Genomic DNA, 17215 nt, shown 5'->3' with positions numbered 1-17215 from the left:
TGCGCTCAGATACCGAGCTCGGTGCGCACGGCCTGCCAGTTCGCGCGCGTCATCAGCTTGCCGCTCGTCTGCGTATCGGCCGGCGGCATCTTGCCGTTGCGGATCCAGTCGACGAGGTTCTGCGTGCTGTCCTTGCCGTGGTTCGTCGAGCTGACCGCGATCGTCCCGTAGAAGCCGGTCGGCTCCTTCTTCTGGAATTCGGCGAACGCCTCGCCCGCGCCGTTGATGCCGACGCCGATCACGTCGGACGACGGGATGTGCAGCTGTTCGGTCGCGCGCACCGCGCCAAGCACGGTTTCCTCGTTCAGCGCGTAAACAACCCATTTCTTCACGTTCGGATGGCGCGCGAGCACGGGTGCGGCCGCGCTGAAGCCGCCTTCGTCGTCGGTCGTCTTCTGCGGCGCGTCGAAGATGTTCTCCTTGCGGAAGCCATTCGCGAGCAGCGCCTGCGTCGCGCCGTCGGTGCGCAGCTTCGCGGTCGGCAGCTCGTAGTTCGTGACCCGCAGCGCGCCGACCTCCTCGGGCTTCCAGCCGCGCCGCTTCATCTCGTCGGCGATCGCCTGGCCGACCTGGTTGCCGATCTTGGTCGCCGACATCCCGAGGTGCGGCACGTTCGTCAGCGGCTTGCCGGTCGAGTCGACGAGCTGGTCGTCGACCGTCACGAACTTCATGTTGTAGCGCTTCGCGCGCGCGGCGATCGCCGGGCCAAGGCGCACGTCCGGCGCGCAGATCACGAAGCCCTGCGCGCCCTGCGAACCGAGGTTGTCGATCGCGGCCAGCACCTTCTCGCCGTCCGGCGTGCCGATCTTCACCACCGAGAAATTCTCCTTCTGGCCGAGCGCGGACGCCGCGTTCTGCTCGTTGATGAACCATGCCTGCTCGGGCATCTTCACGAGGAAGCCGATCTTCAGCGGCGCATCGGCGCGCGCGGCGCCCTGCATGCCGAGCGGTGCGATGCAAAGCGCGGCCAGCAGCGCGCGCAACGTATGGCGGCGAATCGTGTGAGTCGTGCGGTTCATGCGGTGTCTCCTTTATGTCGGCTGGTGCCGTGATGTGTGCCGAAATCGATACGTCATGCGCGCGTCGAGCCGAAGCTCCGCGCTCGTTCAGCGGCCGAACGCGTCGGTCTGCACGCGCCGGCCGAACAGGAAGGCGTCGGCGACGAGCCGCAGCGGCCGCACGTCGACGTCGCGCTCACCGCGCGCGATCAGCGCACGGAAATGCGCATACAGCGCCGGATACTCGCGTTCGGGGCCGATCTCGACCGGCTCGCCCGCGATCGACAATTGCGCGCCGCCGCGGCTGATCGCGAGCACGCCGTCGGCCGTGTCCACCGCGATCTCCCATTGTTCGACAGGGCCGTGCCGCCAGTCGAATTCCGCGCGCACCGGCACGCCGTCGGTATCCGCGCAATCGAGCTCGGCCGCGATCGGTGTCTGCACGTCGCTCGGCACGAACAGCGTCGCCTCGCGCAGCACGAGCTCGCGCGGCAGGATCCGCGTGACGATCGACAGCGCGTTGATGCCCGGATCGAACACGCCGAGGCCGCCGGGTTCCCAGATCCACTGCTGCCCCGGATGCCAGCGCCGCACGTCCTCCTTCCAGCGCACCTGCACCGCGCGGATCGTGCGCGTCGCGAGCCACGCGCGCGCGGGCTCGACCGCGCTCGCACAGCGCGAATGCCAGGTCGCGAACAGCGTGAGGCCGCGCTCTTGGGCCAGCGCGTCCAGCGCGGCCACTTCGCCGAGCGTCGCGCCCGGCGGCTTCTCGAGCATCACGTGCTTGCCGGCTTCGAGCGCCGCGCGCGCCTGTGCGTAGCGCACTTGCGGCGGCGCGCACAGCGACACGGCGTCGAGCTCGCGCTCGGCGGCCAGCAGCGCGCGCAGATCCTGATAGTTGCGCACGCCGCTGACTTCCGCGTGGCGGCTCGCGCACGCGGTCAGCACAAAGCCCGGTTCGGCGGCGATCGCCGGCAGGTGCTGGTCGCGCGCGATCTTGCCGATCCCGACGACACCCAGCGAAATCGGATCACTCATCGTGCATGTCTCCTTCGCGAATCGCTCAGTGCGCCCAGCGCAGCACGAGCGGATCGAGCCGGCGCGCGATCGCGAGCAGCTCCGCGCGCGTGTCCGGGTGCAGTTCCGGCATCGGATGCCGCGGCCGCTCGCACGCGATCACGCCGCCTGCGCGCATCAGCGCCTTCGCGGTGAGGATCCCGGACTGGCGGTTCTCGTGATTGATCAGCGGCAGCCACGCCTGGTAATGCGCGAACGCATCGTCGTGCCGCCCTTCGCGCCATGCTTCGAGGATCGGCCGGATCCCGTCCGGAAAACCGCCGCCCGTCATCGCACCGGTCGCGCCCGCATGCAGGTCGGCGAGCAGCGTGATCGCCTCCTCGCCGTCCCACGGCCCCTCGATCGCATCGCCGCCGAGCCGGATCAGCTCGCGCAGCTTGTTCGCCGCGCCCGGCGTCTCGATCTTGAAGTACGCGACCTGCTCGATCTCGCGCGCCATCCTTGCCAGGAACGGCGCGGATAGCGCGGTGCCGCTCGCGGGCGCGTCCTGGATCATGATCGGGATCGCGATCGCGTCGGACACGCGCGCGTAGAAATCGAAGATCTGTGCTTCCGGCACGCGGAACGTCGCGCCGTGATACGGCGGCATCGCCATCACCATCGCCGCGCCGAGCTGCTGCGCGCGCAGGCTGCGCGCCGCGCACACCTGCGTGCTGTAGTGCGACGTCGTGACGATCACCGGCACGCGGCCCGCGACGTGTTCGAGGATCGTGCGCGTCAGCACGTCGCGTTCGTCGTCGGTGATCGCGAACTGCTCGGAGAAGTTCGCGAGGATGCACAGCCCGTCCGAGCCCGCGTCGATCATGAAATCGACCGCGCGCTTCTGGCTCGCGAGGTCGAGCTCGCCGGAATCGGTAAACGTCGTCGGGACGACGGGAAAGATGCCGCGATAGCGCGGCGTGCTGCTCGATGTCATGTTTCGCGTCCTGCTTCGGCCTCGGTGGTGACCGGCCGTCTTGCGTTCACGGTTTCACGTTGCGCGGACCGGAACGGTCCGCCACCGGCGGTGGCGCACGTCGCGCCGCCCGCCGCTCAATGCGAATGGCTCGGCACGTCCGCGCCGCGCGTGCCGACCAGGAAGTCGAGGTCGCACCCCTCGTCGGCCTGCAGCACGTGATCGATATACAGCCGCGCATAGCCGCCCTTGCCGAGCTGGCCGGCCACTCCCGGCGCCGCGGTCGGATCGACGTCCGACAGGCGGCGCTGCAGTTCGTCATCCGTAATGTCGAGATGCAGCGTGCCGGCCTCGCAGTCGAGCTCGATCCAATCGCCGTTGCGCACGGCCGCGAGCGGCCCGCCGGCGGCGGCTTCCGGCGCGACGTGCAGTACGACCGTGCCGTATGCGGTGCCGCTCATCCGCGCGTCGGAAATCCGCACCATGTCCTTCACGCCCTGGCGCAGCAGCTTCGGCGGCAGCCCCATGTTGCCGACTTCGGCCATGCCCGGATAACCGCGCGGCCCGCAGTTCTTCAGCACCATTACCGAACTCGCATCGACGTCGAGCGCTTCGTCGTTGATCGTCGCCTTGTAGTGGTCGAGGTTCTCGAACACCACCGCGCGACCGCGATGCTTGAGCAGTTCGGGGCTCGCCGCCGACGGCTTCAGCACCGCGCCGCGCGGCGCGAGATTGCCGCGCAGGATGCAGATGCCGCCGTCCGCGATCAGCGGACGGTCCAGCGGGCGGATCACTTCCTCGTCGTAGTTCGGCGCTTCGCGCACGTTGTCCCACAGCGACTTGCCGTTCACCGTCAGCGCGTCCGGGTGCGGCAGCAGCCCGCCTTCGCCGAGCCGGCGCAGCACGGCCGGCAGCCCGCCCGCGTAATAGAACTCCTCCATCAGGAAGCGCCCCGACGGCATCAGGTCGACGATCGTCGGCGTGTCGCGGCCGATGCGCATCCAGTCTTCCAGTTCGAGCGGCACGCCGATGCGGCCGGCGATCGCCTTCAGGTGGATCACCGCGTTGGTCGAGCCGCCGATCGCCGCATTCGCGCGGATCGCGTTCTCGAACGCCGCGCGCGTCAGGATCTTCGACAGCACGAGCCCTTCGAGCGCCATCTCGACGATGCGGATGCCCGACATGTGCGCGAGCACGTAGCGGCGCGAATCGACGGCCGGAATCGCCGCGTTGTGCGGCAGCGCGACGCCGAGCGCCTCGGCCATGCACGCCATCGTCGACGCGGTGCCCATCGTGTTGCAGGTGCCGGCCGAGCGCGACATCCCGGCTTCGGCCGACAGGAAGTGATGCACGTCGATCTCGCCGGCCTTCAGCGCTTCATGCAGCTGCCACACGGCCGTGCCGGAGCCGATGTTCTTGCCTTCCAGCTTGCCGTTCAGCATCGGGCCGCCCGACACGACGATCGCCGGCACGTCGCAGCTCGCCGCGCCCATCAGCAGCGCGGGCGTCGTCTTGTCGCAGCCGGCGAGCAGCACGACCGCGTCGATCGGGTTGCCGCGGATCGCTTCCTCGACGTCCATCGACGCGAGGTTGCGCGTGAGCATCGCCGACGGCCGCAGGTTCGATTCGCCGTTCGAGAACACCGGGAATTCGACCGGGAAGCCGCCGGCCTCGAAGATCCCGCGCTTCACGTGCTCGGCGAGCTTGCGGAAGTGCGCGTTGCACGGCGTCAGTTCGGACCACGTGTTGCAGATGCCGATGATCGGCCGGCCGTCGAACTCGTGATCGGGGATGCCCTGGTTCTTCATCCAGCTCCGGTACATGAAGCCGTTCTTGTCGTTCGTGCCGAACCATTGGGCGGAGCGCAGCCTGGGTTTTGTTGCCGACATCGTCAGTCCTGTGGTGACGGGATACCGGCGCAGTCTAGGCAGAATTTTGATAACTGGCTAATGACGTTTTTGGCGATTACGATATAGATTCCGATATCGATATAAACCCGTACGATGCCCGAAGCCAGTCCGTGGGGAAACCGTGGCCGCCTAAAGACGCGGCAGCTCTTGCTGATCGTCGCGCTCGCCGACGAAGGCAGCATTCATCGCGCGGCGGCCGCGCTGAACATGACGCAGCCGGCCGCGTCGAAGCTGCTGCGCGAACTCGAGGAATCGATCGGCGCGGTGCTGTTCGAGCGCCTGCCGCGCGGGATGCGGCCGACGCTGTACGGCGACGCGCTGATCCGCCACGCGCGTGCGGCGCTCGGCAGCCTCGACCAGGCGCACGAGGAGCTGGCCGCGCTGAAGGCCGGCCATCTCGGCCACGTGGCGGTGGGCGCGATCACGTCGCCGGGGCTGCGGCTCGTGCCGCCGGCCGTCGCCGCGGTGAAAGGCACGCATGCGGGCCTGCACGTGTCGGTCGAGATCGACACCAGCAACGTGCTGCTCGAACATCTCGCGCAGGAGAAGATCGACATCGTGCTCGGCCGGCTCTCGGCCGAACACGACAAGCTGCGCCTGCGCTACGAGCCGCTGACCGGCGAGTCGGTCGCCGCCGTCGTGCGGCCCGGCCATCCGCTGCTCGCGCAGGCGCCGCTGTCGCTCGCGGACGTGCAGCGCGCCGCGTGGGTCGTGCCGCCGGCCGGCAGCGTGCTGCGGCACCGCTTCGAGCTCGTGTTCCAGCGCGCGAGCCTCGCGCCGCCGGCGAACCTCGTCGAAACGGCAGCGCTGCTGTTCATCACGCAACTGCTGGAGCAGAGCGACATGATCGCGGTGCTCGCCGAGGATGTCGCGCGCTATTACGCGCGGCACGGGATCGTCACGTTGCTGCCGCTGGAGATGGATTGCCGGATGGACGATTTCGGGATCATCACGCGCACCGACCGGCTGCATTCGCCGGCCGTCGCGATGATGGCCGATGCGATTCGTGCGGCTGCGCGGGAGGTTTATGGGGTCGTGCAGTGACGATGCGGCTGCGGCTTCTTACGCAGCGGCAAACTCGATCACCGGCTCGCAGCGGATCGGGAAATTGACCGAGTTCGCGATATAGCACTTCGCATGCGCATCGTGATGCAGATGCGTCGCCTTCTCGCGATCGTCGCCCGCCTGAATGGTCACGTGCGGGCGCAGCACGATTTCGGTGAAGCGGCCTTCCTGGGCGCTGTCGACCATCGTGCCTTCCGCGTTGTCGACATAGGCCAGCACGCGAATGCCGGCCTCGGCGCACAGATGTAGATACCAGAGCTTGTGACATGCCGATGCCGACGCGAGCAGCAGGTCTTCCGGATTCCAGCGCGCGGCATCGCCGCGGAACGCCGCGTCCGACGAACCGGGGATATCCGGCTTCGATCCGGCACGGATCACATGATCGCGGCCGTACTCGCGATATCCCGACGTGCCGGTGCCGCGATTGCCTGTCCACTCCACTGCGACGCGATACATGTGTTCGCCTGATGCCATCTCGCTCTCCATTGATGTCGGTTGCTTCGACCGTGCCGGATGCCGTTTTGCAGCACACCGCCGGTGTGCCGTCATTGTGGCACTGGATTGCCGTTTGGTATACCATTATTCCAAATTGACGAAACATGCAGGCATGGAAGCCAAACTCGACTCCACGGCGGACGCCGTCGCCGCGTCGCTGCGCGACATGATCATCAACGGCGAGCTTTCGGCCGGCGAACGGCTCGTCGAGCGCGACCTGGCCGAGCGGTTCGGCATCAGCCGGATTCCGATGCGCGAGGCGATCCAGCGACTGGAACGCGAAGGCTTGCTGGATATCTTCAGGAATCGCGGCGCGGTCGTGCGGATGCTGAGTGCGTCCGACGTGCAGGAAATCTACGATCTGCGCGTGCTGCTCGAAGGCGACGCGATCTACCGGAGCGTGAAGCGGCTCGACGACGAAACGCTCGCGCGCGCCGAACTCGTGCATCGCCTGCTCGGCGATGCGACCGTGTCGCGCAGGCAGGGAGAACTGAACCGCGAATTCCACGCGTTGCTTTACTCGTGTTGCGGTAACGCGCGGCAGTTGAAGTCGATTGCCGAACTGCGCAGCCAGGTCGAACGTTACGAGCGCCTGCAGACGACGCTGCTCGCCGATACGCCGTCGTTCCAGGTCGAGCACGAAGAGATTCTGCGGGCATGTTGCGAGCGCAATGCACGTGCGGCACGCTCGATGACGGTCGCGCATCTCGAGTCGGCCCGACGCATCGTGATGCGGCTCGTCGAAGGCGGTTGAGGCCAGCGCGCGACAGCTCGCGCTTCGCTATGCCGCGCGCGGTACCGGCCCGGTCGTCCCGCGCACCTTCAGTTTCGGCAACGACGCGACACGCACGCGCGACGCCTCGTCACTCTGCCCGCCCGCCTCGCGCAACGTATTGAGCAGCTCGACCGCAAGGCCGGCCGCCTCGGCGGTCGGGATCGCGACGGTCGTCAGCGTGGGGCGCGTATCGCTGGCGAGGTGAATGTCGGTCATCCCGACGATCGACAAATCATCGGGCACGCGCCTGCCGCGATCGGCCGCCGCGTGCAGCGCGCCGATCGCCGGCAAGTCGTTGGTCGCCACCAGCGCGGTCAGCTGCGGATGCGCATCGAGCAGCCACCCCGCCGCGCGCACGCCGCCTTCGATCGAATCGGGCTCGGCCGCGACGATCGACGCGTCGAGCCCGGCCTCGCGCATCACGTCGACGAAGCCGTCGTAGCGCGCCGCCTGCACGCCGCTCGCCGACCCGCCGATGATCACGCCGATTTTCTCGTGGCCGAGTTCGAGCAGATGCCGCGTCGCGATCCGTCCCGCCTCGCGGAAATCGATCGCCACGCACGGCAATCCGTCCGGCGGCGCCTCGGGCCGCTCCCACAGGCACAGCACGACCGGCACGCCGCGCCGCGCGACGTCGAGCAGATCCGGCAGGTGCAGGTTCGCGTTGGTCACGAGTATCCCCTCGGAAATCGTGCCGGCGATCTGGTCGAGATACGCGCGCCCCTGCAACGGATCTTCGTTCGTATTGCAGACGATCAGGAACTGCCCGTTGCGGCGCACCGCCCGCTCGACCGCCAGCGCGAACTCCGGATAGAACGGGTTCGCGATGCTCGACACCATCAGCGCGACCGTCGGCGCGCGCCCTTCCGCCAGCGCCCGCGCGGCGAGATGCGGCCGGTACCCGAGCGCCTCGATGGTCTCCAGCACGCGCGCACGCGTCGCGTCGCCCACCCGGCCACGGCCGCGCAGCACGTTCGACACCGTCGCGGCCGTCACGCCGGCGCGACGCGCCACTTCATCCAGTGTTGCCATCGCTTGCTCACTATATGAGACACCGATCCAGTATTTGCTTCGCTCACCGAAGCGGCGCACTATCCTCGCACACCTTGCCGCCCGCCCGACGGGCGCGACTCGGCCGCGATCGCATCGCCCCTTTTTTTGATCGCGATGATTAAGCGCTTAATCAAGCTGTACGGCGCATTAAAACATGGAGCGGAGACAATGGCGAGCATCTCGATGCGGCGCGTGCAGAAAGCCTACGGCGAGCACGCGCCGGTCATACGCGACGTCGATCTGGAGATCGGCGCGCACGAGTTCTGCGTGTTCCTCGGGCCGTCCGGATGCGGCAAGTCGACGTTGCTGCGCATGATTGCGGGCCTCGAGGACCTGAGCGCGGGCGAGCTGTCGATCGACGGCCGCCGCGTCGACGACGTGCCGGCCGCCGAGCGCGGCGTCGCGATGGTGTTCCAGAGCTACGCGCTGTTTCCGCACATGACGGTGTACGAGAACATGGCGTTCGGGCTGAAGCTCGCCCGCGTGCCCAAAGCCGAGATCGACCGGAAGGTGCGCGACGCCGCGCGCATCCTGCAGCTCGACACGCTGCTCGACCGCAAGCCGAAGGCGCTGTCGGGCGGCCAGCGGCAGCGCGTCGCGATCGGCCGCGCGATCGTGCGCGAGCCCGGCGTGTTCCTCTTCGACGAACCGCTGTCGAATCTCGACGCGGCGCTGCGCGGCCAGACCCGCGTCGAAATCGCGAAGCTGCACCGGCAGTTCGAACGCGCGAGCGTCGTCTACGTGACGCACGACCAGACCGAGGCGATGACGCTCGCCGACAAGATCGTACTGCTGCACGCCGGCGCGGACACCGCGCAACACGGCAGCATCGCGCAGGTCGGCGCGCCGCTCGACCTCTACCACCACCCGGCCAGCCGCTTCGTCGCGGGCTTCATCGGCTCGCCGCGGATGAACTTCCTGCCGGCCGTCGTCACCGCGTGCGACGCACGTCGCACGACGGTCACGCTCGTGCCGTCCGGCGAAACCTTCACGCTGCAGCGCGACGGCTCGGCGCTCGGTGCCGGCGCCGCCGTGACGCTCGGCATTCGCCCCGAACACCTGACGCTCGGCGCCGCGCTCGACGCAACGACGCTCGCGCGCGATGTCGCGCTCGTCGAACGCCTCGGCGAACAGACCTACGTGCACCTCGACACGCCCGGCGGCGCACCGCTGATCGCGAAGGTGCCCGGCGACGCGCAGGTGCGCACCGGCGAGCGCGTCCGCGTGCACGCGCCGGCCGCGGCCTGCCATCTCTTCACCGAAGACGGCCGCGCGGTGCCCGCGTGCGCCGACCTCCACGTCCACCACTACGCATAAGGATCGGCATGCGCCTCGGAGTCTGCTACTACCCGGAACACTGGCCGGAATCGATGTGGGCCGATGACGCCCGCCGGATGAAAGCGCTCGGCATCGAGCAGGTGCGGATCGCCGAATTCGCGTGGAGCCGCATCGAGCCGTCGCCGGGCGAATACGACTGGGGCTGGCTCGACCGTGCGGTCGACGTGCTCGGCGCGGCCGGCCTCGAGATCGTGATGTGCACGCCGACCGCGACGCCGCCGAAGTGGCTGGTCGACCGCCATCCCGACATCCTCGCGATCGGCGCGGACGGCCGGCCGCGCGCGTTCGGCTCGCGCCGCCACTACGACTTCTCGTCGCCGACCTATCTCGAAGCGTCGCGGCAGATCTGCACGGCGGTCGCCGAACGCTACGGCCGCCACCCGGCCGTGCGCTACTGGCAAACCGACAACGAACTCGGCTGCCACCAGACGGTCGTCAGCTACTCGCCGGCCGCGCTCGTACGCTTCCGTGCGTGGCTGAAGGCGCGCTACGGCACGATCGACGCGCTGAACCGCGCGTGGGGCACCGTGTTCTGGAGCATGGAATATCGCCATTTCGACGAAGTCGATGCACCCGTCGGTACCGTGACCGAAGCCCATCCGTCGCATCGCCTCGACTACCGGCGCTTCGCGTCCGACGAGGTCGCGCGCTATCACCGGATGCAGGTCGACGTGATCCGCGCGCATTCGCCGGGCCGGCCCGTCGCGCACAACTTCATGCAGCTGTTCACCGAGTTCGATCACTACGAGGTCGCACGCGACCTCGACATCGCGACGTGGGACAGCTACCCGCTCGGTGCGCTCGAGGAGCAATGGTTCGCGCCCGACGTGAAGGCGCGCTGGCTGCGCACCGGCCATCCCGATTTCGCGTCGTTCAATCACGACCTGTATCGCGGCATGTCGAAGCTGCCGTTCTGGGTGATGGAGCAGCAGCCGGGGCCCGTGAACTGGGCGCAGTGGAACCCCGCGCCGCTGCCGGGCATGGTGCGCCTGTGGAGCTGGGAAGCGTTCGCGCACGGCGCCGGCTGCGTGTCGTACTTCCGCTGGCGGCAGGCGCCGTTCGCGCAGGAGCAGATGCATGCGGGCCTGAACACGCCCGACAACCGGCTCGACGAAGGCGGGCGCGAAGCGCAGCGGGTCGCCCAGGAGATCGCCGCCGTGCTCGACGCCGGCGCGGATGCCGACGCGAACGGTACGGTGCGTGCACCCGTCGCGCTCGTGTTCGACTACGAGGCGAAGTGGCTGCTCGAAGTGCAGCCGCAGGGCGCCGATTTCCACTACCCGCGCTTCGCATTCGAGTACTACTCGGCGCTGCGCTCGCTCGGCCTCGACGTCGACATCGTGTCGGCGCACGCGCCGCTCGACGGCTACCGTCTCGTCGTCGTCCCGCCGCTGCCCGTCGTCCCGGACGATTTCGCGGCACGGCTCGCCGCCTCGGGCGCGCATGCGGTGTTCGGGCCGCGCACCGGCTCGAAGACCGTCGACCTGCAGATTCCGCCGACGCTGCCGCCCGGCCCGCTCGCATCGAGCCTGCCGGTGCGCGTGTGGCGCGTCGAGTCGCTGCGGCCGAACGTGACCGAGCGGATCGACGGCACGCTGCGCGACGGTTCGCCGCTCGCGGGCCACGCGCGTCACTGGCGCGACTTCGTCGAGCTGCACGACGACACGCGCAGCGTCGTGCACGCACGCTTCGCCGATGGTCATCCGGCCTGCGTGTCGCATGGCGCGCTGCACTACTGGGCCGCGCTGTTCGACGAGACGACCACCGTGAAGCTGTTCGCCGATGTCGCGGCCGAAGCAGGCCTCGCGCCGTCACCGCTCGGCGACGGCGTGCGCGTGAGCCGGCGCGGCGGCCTGACCTACGTTTTCAACTACGGCAACGCGCCGCACACGATCGATGCGGTACCGCCGTCAGCGTTCGTGCTCGGCGCCGCGCAAGTCGGCCCGCAGGACGTGGCCGTGTATCGAAGCCGTTCGTAGCCCCCCGCCACCGGCGCCACGCCGCGCCGGTCACGCACAACGACACCCAGGACTGGAGACACGCATGACACATCGCCCCCTTCGCGCCGCCGCACGGCTCGCCACGGCCGCCGCCGTCGCCTTCGCGTCGCTCGGCATGACCGCGCCCGCCGATGCCGGCACGCTGACGATCAACATCGCGTTCAAGGGCGCGAGCCAGCGCGCGGTCTGGCAATCGACGATCGAGGCGTTCCACAAGGCGCATCCCGACATCGACGTGAAGCCTACTTTCGTCGACGAGGAAGCGTACAAGGTGCAGCTGCCCGCGTGGCTCACGACCGTCGCGCCGGACGTCGTGAACTGGCACGCGGGCGAGCGGATGGCGTACTACGCGAAGCGCGGGCTGTTCGAGGACCTGAGCGGCGACTGGACGAAGAACGGCTGGGACGCGATGTATGCGTCGACGCGCAGCGCGTCGTCGTACAACGGCAAGCAGTACGCGGCGCCGACCGTCTACTACTCGTGGGGGCTGTTCTACCGCAAGGATCTGTTCCGCAAGGTCGGCATCGCCGACGAGCCGAAGACCTGGGACCAGTTTCTCGACGCGTGCAAGAAGCTGAAGGCGGCCGGCATCACGCCGGTCGCGATCGGCGGCCGCGACGCATGGACGCTCGCCGGCTGGTTCGACTATCTCGACCTGCGCCTGAACGGCAACGCGTTCCACCAGCAGCTGATGGCCGGCGACGTGCCGTACACCGACCCGCGCGTGAAGAAGGTCTACACGACGTGGAAGTCGCTGATCGACGCTGGCTACTTCATCGACAACGCGCTGTCCTACGATCTCGACGGCGCGCAGCCGTTCCTGTTCCAGGGCAAGGCCGCGATGATGCTGATGGGCACCTTCATCGCGGCCGGTTTCCCGCCGAACGTGAAGCCGGAAATGGGCTACTACCGCTTCCCGATCATCGACCCGAAGGTGCCGACCGCCGAGGACGGCCCGGTCGAATCGCTGCACATCCCGACCAAGGCGAAGAACAAGGCCGACGCGCACACGTTCCTCGCGTTCGTCGAAACGCCCGAGATGGGCGCGAAGCTCGCGGAAGGCCTCGGCTCGCTGTCGGCCAACAGCAAGTCGCCCGAACCGGCCGATCCGATCTCGCGCATCGGTTTCCGGATCCTCGCCGACACGAAGGGCGGCGTCGCGCAGTTCTACGACCGCGACATGACGAAGGAAATGGCCGACGAGGGGATGAAGGGCATGCAGCAGTTCCTCGCGAATCCCGCGCAGCTCGATACGGTGCTCGCGCAACTCGAACAGACCCGCAAGCGGATCTACAAGAAGTGACCGCGTGACCCAACCGGCGGCCGCGTGCCGCCGTGTCCGTTCAGGAGGCTTGCCGTGTCCAGTCCGATCACGTCCACCCCGCCCGCCGGCACCGCGCCGCCGCGCGGGACATCCGCCACCACGTTGCCCGCGCGCCGCCCGTCGCCTGCCGTGCGGCGGCAACGGCGCGCCGCGTGGCTGTTTCTCGCGCCGGCCTGTGCAATGGTTGCCGTCTATGTGATCTGGCCGATCCTGTCGACGCTGTGGCTGAGCCTGTACAACTGGGACGGGATGACCGAACGCACCTTCGTCGGCTTCGCGAACTATGCCGAACTGCTGCAGGCGCCGACGTTCTACACGGCGCTGCGCAACAACGTGATCTGGCTCGCGCTCTTCATGCTCGCGCCGCCGCTCGGCCTTGCGCTCGCGCTGTACCTGAACCAGGCGGTCGGCGGCATCCGGCTCGTGAAATCGCTGTTCTTCGCGCCGTTCGTGCTGTCCGGCGTGGTCGTCGGCCTGATCTTCTCGTGGTTCTACGATCCGACCTTCGGGCTGCTCGCGCTGCTCGCGGGGCACGGCATCCCGGTGCTCGGCGACGCGCGCTATGCAACGCTCGGCGTCGTGTTCGCCGCGCTGTGGCCGCAGACGGCGTACTGCATGATCCTGTACCTGACCGGCCTCACGTCGGTCAACCCGGAACAGATCGAAGCCGCGCGAATGGAAGGCGCGCGCGGCTTCGCGCTGCTGTGGCACGTCGTGCTGCCGCAACTGCGGCCGACCACGTTCATGGCGATCGTCGTCACGGTGATCGGCGCGCTGCGCAGCTTCGACCTGATCTCGGTGATGACGAGCGGCGGCCCGTTCGAAAGCTCGACCGTGCTCGCGTATTACATGTACGACCAGGCGATCAAGTACTACCGGCTCGGCTATTCCGCGTCGATTGCGGTCGTGCTGTTCGCGATCATGCTCGTGTACATCGTGTTCCAGTTGCGCCGCATGCTGCGCAACGAACAGTGACCTTTCGGGAGTTCATTCACCATGTTTCCGACACCCGTTGCCCACTGGAAACCGGTATCGCGCCGGCTGTACAAGCTGTCGCTGCCCGTCGCGCTCGTGATCTGGCTGCTGCCGATGATCGCCGTGTTCGTCACGTCGGTGCGCTCGACCGAGGAACTCGTCGAAGGCCACTACTGGGGCTGGCCGCGGCATTTCTCGATGATCGAGAACTATCGCGATGCGCTCACCACGTCGCCGATGCTGCATTACTTCTGGAACAGCGTGCAGATCACGGTGCCGTCCGTGATCGGCTCGATCGCGCTCGCGTCGATGGCCGGCTTCGCGCTCGCGACCTACCGGTTTCGCGGCAATGTCGCGCTGTTCGGCACGTTCGTCGCCGGCAACTTCGTGCCCGTGCAGGTGCTGATGATTCCGGTGCGCGATCTGTCCTTGAGGCTCGGCGTGTTCAATACCGTCGAAGCGCTGATCCTGTTTCATGTCGCGTTTCAGACGGGGTTCTGCACACTGTTCCTGCGCAACTTCATCAAGCAGCTGCCGTTCGAGCTGATCGAGGCCGCGCGTATCGAAGGCGCCGGCGAATGGACGGTGTTCTGGCGGATCGTGCTGCCGTTGATCCGGCCTGCATTGGCTGCGCTGGCGATCCTGGTGTTCACGTTCGTGTGGAACGATTACTTCTGGGCGCTGTGTCTCACGCAAGGCGATGAGGCCGCACCTATCACGGCGGGTGTCGCGGCGCTGAAGGGGCAATGGACGACGTCGTGGAATCTCGTATCGGCCGGCTCGATTCTCGCCGCGCTGCCGTCGGTCGCGATGTTCTTCGCGATGCAGAAGCATTTCGTCGCAGGGCTCACGTTCGGCGCGACGAAAGGCTGAACGCGCACGGCCGGCGTTTTCGTATCTCCCCCTCCGCATCGTGAGGTTGCCCGCCTTGGCGGGCTTTTTTCATTTCGGATCAGGGTTAGCGTTTGCCACGGCCACCAGCGGGTTTCCCCGCCGGCTTGCCTGTCCCCGAACCCGCCTTGCCAGCAGGCTTACTGCGCGGCTTCTGCACGCTGAACGGGCTACCGATCGTGTAATCCACTCCGTTACCGGCCGGCTTCTCGTGCGGCGCGGCGGGCTTGCGCTTGCCTTCCCCGCCTTGCGTTTGCGGGCGCGCCTTCTTGCCCGGCGCTTGCTTGGCAACCGGCGCCGCTTGCTGCACCTTCGGCTTCTTCGGCTTTTTCGGCTTCTTGATGATCTGCCCCGTCGCGCTCGTTTCCGGCACACGGTGTTCGGCTTCGAAGCCCGGCTCTTCTTCACGCCGCAGCGTCTGCCGGATCAACGCCTCGATCGCGGCCAGCTGCGGTGCCTCGTCGGCGCACACGAGCGACACCGCCACCCCGCTGGCGCCCGCTCGGCCGGTACGGCCGATACGGTGCACGTAATCCTGCGCGACGATCGGCAGATCGACGTTGATCACCAGCGGCAGATCGTCGATATCGAGTCCGCGCGCCGCCACATCGGTGGCGACCAGCATCTGGACCTCGCGTGCCTTGAAGCGCTCCAGCGCACGCAGGCGCGCGGGTTGCGGCTTGTCGCCGTGGATGGTGTCGACCGCATAGCCCGCTTCATCCAGCATGGCCGCCAGGTAATCCACGCCGTTGCGGGTCTTGACGAACACCAGCGCGTGCTCCCAGTTGTTCTCGGCCACCAGGTGCATGAACAGGTCGGGCTTGTTCCGCTTGTCGACCGTCACCACCCACTGCTTGATCTTGCTGGCTGTGGCATTGGGTGCGCTGACGCTGATATCGACCGGATTGCGCAGGATGTTCGCTGCCATCGCGCGGATATCGTCGGTAAACGTCGCGGAGAACAGCAGCGTCTGGCGCCGAGCCGGCAATGCGGCGAAGACGGCGTCGAGTTCGCGCGCAAAGCCGAGATCCAGCATGCGGTCGGCTTCATCGAGCACCAGCGTCTGCACCTGATCGAACTGCACCGCGTTCTGGCGATTGAGGTCGAGCAGACGGCCCGGCGTGGCAACGAGCACATCGACGCCCTTGCGCAGCTTCATCATCTGCGGGTTGATGCTCACGCCGCCGTAGGCGGCCAGGAAACGCAGATCGAGGCCCTTGCCGTACTCGACGAAGCTTTGCAGCACCTGCTCGGCCAGTTCGCGCGTGGGCACAAGCACCAGCACGCGCGCGCGGTTGCTCGACACCGCCGGGCCGAGTTGCACGAGCCGTTGCAGCAGCGGCAGCGCAAAACCGGCCGTCTTGCCCGTGCCGGTCTGCGCCGCGGCCATGACGTCCTTGCCGCCGAGCACGGCAGGAATCGCCTTGGCCTGCACCGGCGTAGGTGTCTGGTAATTGAGGCCCTGCAGGTTACGCAGCAGCGGCTCGATCAGGCCAAGCGAGGCAAAGGACATGGACGTATTCCGGGCTAAAACCGCAATTCTAGCGGTTACGGCGCGGCTTGCGACCCGTGCGCTCCGCCGCGCAGCCACGCCGGCTCAAGTCCACCCTTCGAGCCGCAACGTCGAGCGCACGAGCCGCTGCTCCTCCTGCTCGATCTCGCGCAGATACTCGACGCACTGGCGGATATGTTCGCTCGCGGCCTTGCGCGCCTGGTCGGGCAACCGCCCCGTGACCGCGTTGTAGAGCCGCGCATGCTGGCGATCGATCTGCTTCTTCAGCGGCTCGCGGTGATAGAGGTTGTTCACCGACGCGAACACCGAACTGAGCAGCAGGTCGGTCAGCGATTGCAGCGTATTGACGAGCACGGGGTTATGCGACGCCTCGCAGATCGCGAGATGAAACGCGTGATCGAGCTTCGCGCGCGCGGCAGGATCGAGATCCTGCGCGTCGGCTGCCGTCATTTCCTCGTAGCGGCGCCGGATCAAGATGAAATCGGCCGGCGTGCCGCGCAACGCGGCGAGCCGCGCGGCTTCGGCCTCGAGCATCCCGCGCACCTCGAACAGGTCGTACAGCGTGCGCGGCTGCGAGCCGAGCAGGTGCATCATCGGCGTGATCTCGCGTTGCGGGGTCAGGCTCGCGACGAACGAGCCCTTGCCGTGCGTCGTGTCGATGATCCCGCGCGCGTGCAGCAGCTTCATTCCTTCGCGCACGGCCGTGCGCGACACGCCGAGCTTCTCGGTCAGCCGCCGTTCGGACGGCAGCGCCTGCCCGGCCTTCAGCACGCCGTCGACGATCAGTTGCTCGATCCGCTCGGCGACGACGTCGGCCACACGCCGCGCCGGCCCTTCTCGATCCTGCATTCCCATACTGGTATGACCACTTTGGACGGATATCGGTGATTTTCGCACAAAGCCTTG

Annotated in this window: 15 protein-coding genes; 7 read left to right on the top strand and 8 right to left on the bottom strand. The window is 67.7% G+C overall.

Annotation, left to right across the window (positions count from 1 at the left end; all coding sequences use genetic code 11):
* Positions 1–5: 5 nt before the first annotated feature.
* The 4 genes from AC5LXX_RS16555 to AC5LXX_RS16540 form a co-directional block, all read right to left on the bottom strand.
* The gene (locus AC5LXX_RS16555; RefSeq protein WP_493412285.1) at positions 6–1019 is read right to left on the bottom strand and encodes an arabinose ABC transporter substrate-binding protein; all 1014 of its coding nucleotides are present in this window, start codon (positions 1017–1019) and stop codon (positions 6–8) included.
* 87 nt (positions 1020–1106) lie between these two features.
* Positions 1107–2036 (bottom strand): Gfo/Idh/MocA family protein, encoded by a 930-nt coding sequence (locus tag AC5LXX_RS16550; RefSeq protein WP_493412284.1) that lies wholly within the window; start codon positions 2034–2036, stop codon positions 1107–1109.
* Positions 2037–2061: 25 nt separating this feature from the next.
* Positions 2062–2991, bottom strand: a complete 930-nt coding sequence (locus AC5LXX_RS16545; RefSeq protein WP_493412283.1) for a dihydrodipicolinate synthase family protein — start codon at positions 2989–2991, stop codon at positions 2062–2064.
* Between the two features lie 116 nt (positions 2992–3107).
* Positions 3108–4859, bottom strand: a complete 1752-nt coding sequence (locus AC5LXX_RS16540; RefSeq protein WP_493412282.1) for an IlvD/Edd family dehydratase — start codon at positions 4857–4859, stop codon at positions 3108–3110.
* A gap of 114 nt (positions 4860–4973) precedes the next feature.
* Between AC5LXX_RS16540 and AC5LXX_RS16535 the strand changes: the two genes are divergently transcribed.
* The gene (locus AC5LXX_RS16535; RefSeq protein ID WP_493412281.1) at positions 4974–5924 is read left to right on the top strand and encodes a LysR substrate-binding domain-containing protein; all 951 of its coding nucleotides are present in this window, start codon (positions 4974–4976) and stop codon (positions 5922–5924) included.
* An 18-nt stretch (positions 5925–5942) separates the two neighbouring features.
* Here the strand turns inward: AC5LXX_RS16535 and AC5LXX_RS16530 are convergent, their stop codons facing one another.
* Positions 5943–6419 (bottom strand): OsmC family protein, encoded by a 477-nt coding sequence (locus AC5LXX_RS16530; protein WP_493412280.1) that lies wholly within the window; start codon positions 6417–6419, stop codon positions 5943–5945.
* 133 nt (positions 6420–6552) lie between these two features.
* On the opposite strand from AC5LXX_RS16530, the gene AC5LXX_RS16525 reads away from it, so the two are divergent.
* Positions 6553–7194 (top strand): GntR family transcriptional regulator, encoded by a 642-nt coding sequence (locus AC5LXX_RS16525; protein WP_493412279.1) that lies wholly within the window; start codon positions 6553–6555, stop codon positions 7192–7194.
* Positions 7195–7221: 27 nt separating this feature from the next.
* Here the strand turns inward: AC5LXX_RS16525 and AC5LXX_RS16520 are convergent, their stop codons facing one another.
* On the bottom strand, positions 7222–8247 hold the full coding sequence (locus tag AC5LXX_RS16520; RefSeq protein WP_493412278.1) for a LacI family DNA-binding transcriptional regulator: 1026 nt from the start codon (positions 8245–8247) through the stop codon (positions 7222–7224).
* A gap of 189 nt (positions 8248–8436) precedes the next feature.
* On the opposite strand from AC5LXX_RS16520, the gene AC5LXX_RS16515 reads away from it, so the two are divergent.
* From AC5LXX_RS16515 to AC5LXX_RS16495, 5 genes are all read left to right on the top strand, one after another.
* Positions 8437–9585, top strand: coding sequence for an ABC transporter ATP-binding protein (locus AC5LXX_RS16515; RefSeq protein WP_493412277.1), 1149 nt, complete (start codon positions 8437–8439; stop codon positions 9583–9585).
* Between the two features lie 8 nt (positions 9586–9593).
* Positions 9594–11585 (top strand): beta-galactosidase, encoded by a 1992-nt coding sequence (locus tag AC5LXX_RS16510; protein ID WP_493412276.1) that lies wholly within the window; start codon positions 9594–9596, stop codon positions 11583–11585.
* A gap of 64 nt (positions 11586–11649) precedes the next feature.
* Entirely contained in the window at positions 11650–12909 is a 1260-nt protein-coding gene (locus tag AC5LXX_RS16505) for an ABC transporter substrate-binding protein (protein WP_124450743.1), read from the top strand.
* 54 nt (positions 12910–12963) lie between these two features.
* Positions 12964–13905 carry a carbohydrate ABC transporter permease gene (locus tag AC5LXX_RS16500; protein WP_124450741.1) on the top strand — a complete coding sequence of 314 codons (942 nt, stop codon included), beginning with the start codon at positions 12964–12966 and terminating at the stop codon, positions 13903–13905.
* A 21-nt stretch (positions 13906–13926) separates the two neighbouring features.
* Positions 13927–14778, top strand: coding sequence for a carbohydrate ABC transporter permease (locus AC5LXX_RS16495; protein WP_493412275.1), 852 nt, complete (start codon positions 13927–13929; stop codon positions 14776–14778).
* Positions 14779–14863: 85 nt separating this feature from the next.
* On the opposite strand, the gene AC5LXX_RS16490 is transcribed toward AC5LXX_RS16495, so the two are convergent.
* A complete protein-coding gene (locus AC5LXX_RS16490) occupies positions 14864–16309 on the bottom strand; it encodes a DEAD/DEAH box helicase (RefSeq protein WP_493412274.1) in 1446 nt (481 codons plus the stop codon).
* An 84-nt stretch (positions 16310–16393) separates the two neighbouring features.
* The gene (gene glcC, locus AC5LXX_RS16485) at positions 16394–17164 is read right to left on the bottom strand and encodes a transcriptional regulator GlcC (RefSeq protein WP_124450065.1); all 771 of its coding nucleotides are present in this window, start codon (positions 17162–17164) and stop codon (positions 16394–16396) included.
* Between the last annotated feature and the right edge of the window lie 51 nt (positions 17165–17215).

Source organism: Burkholderia torrens (assembly GCF_984668525.1).
Note: the sequence above shows the minus strand (reverse complement) of the source record. Positions and strands in the feature narration are given on the sequence as shown.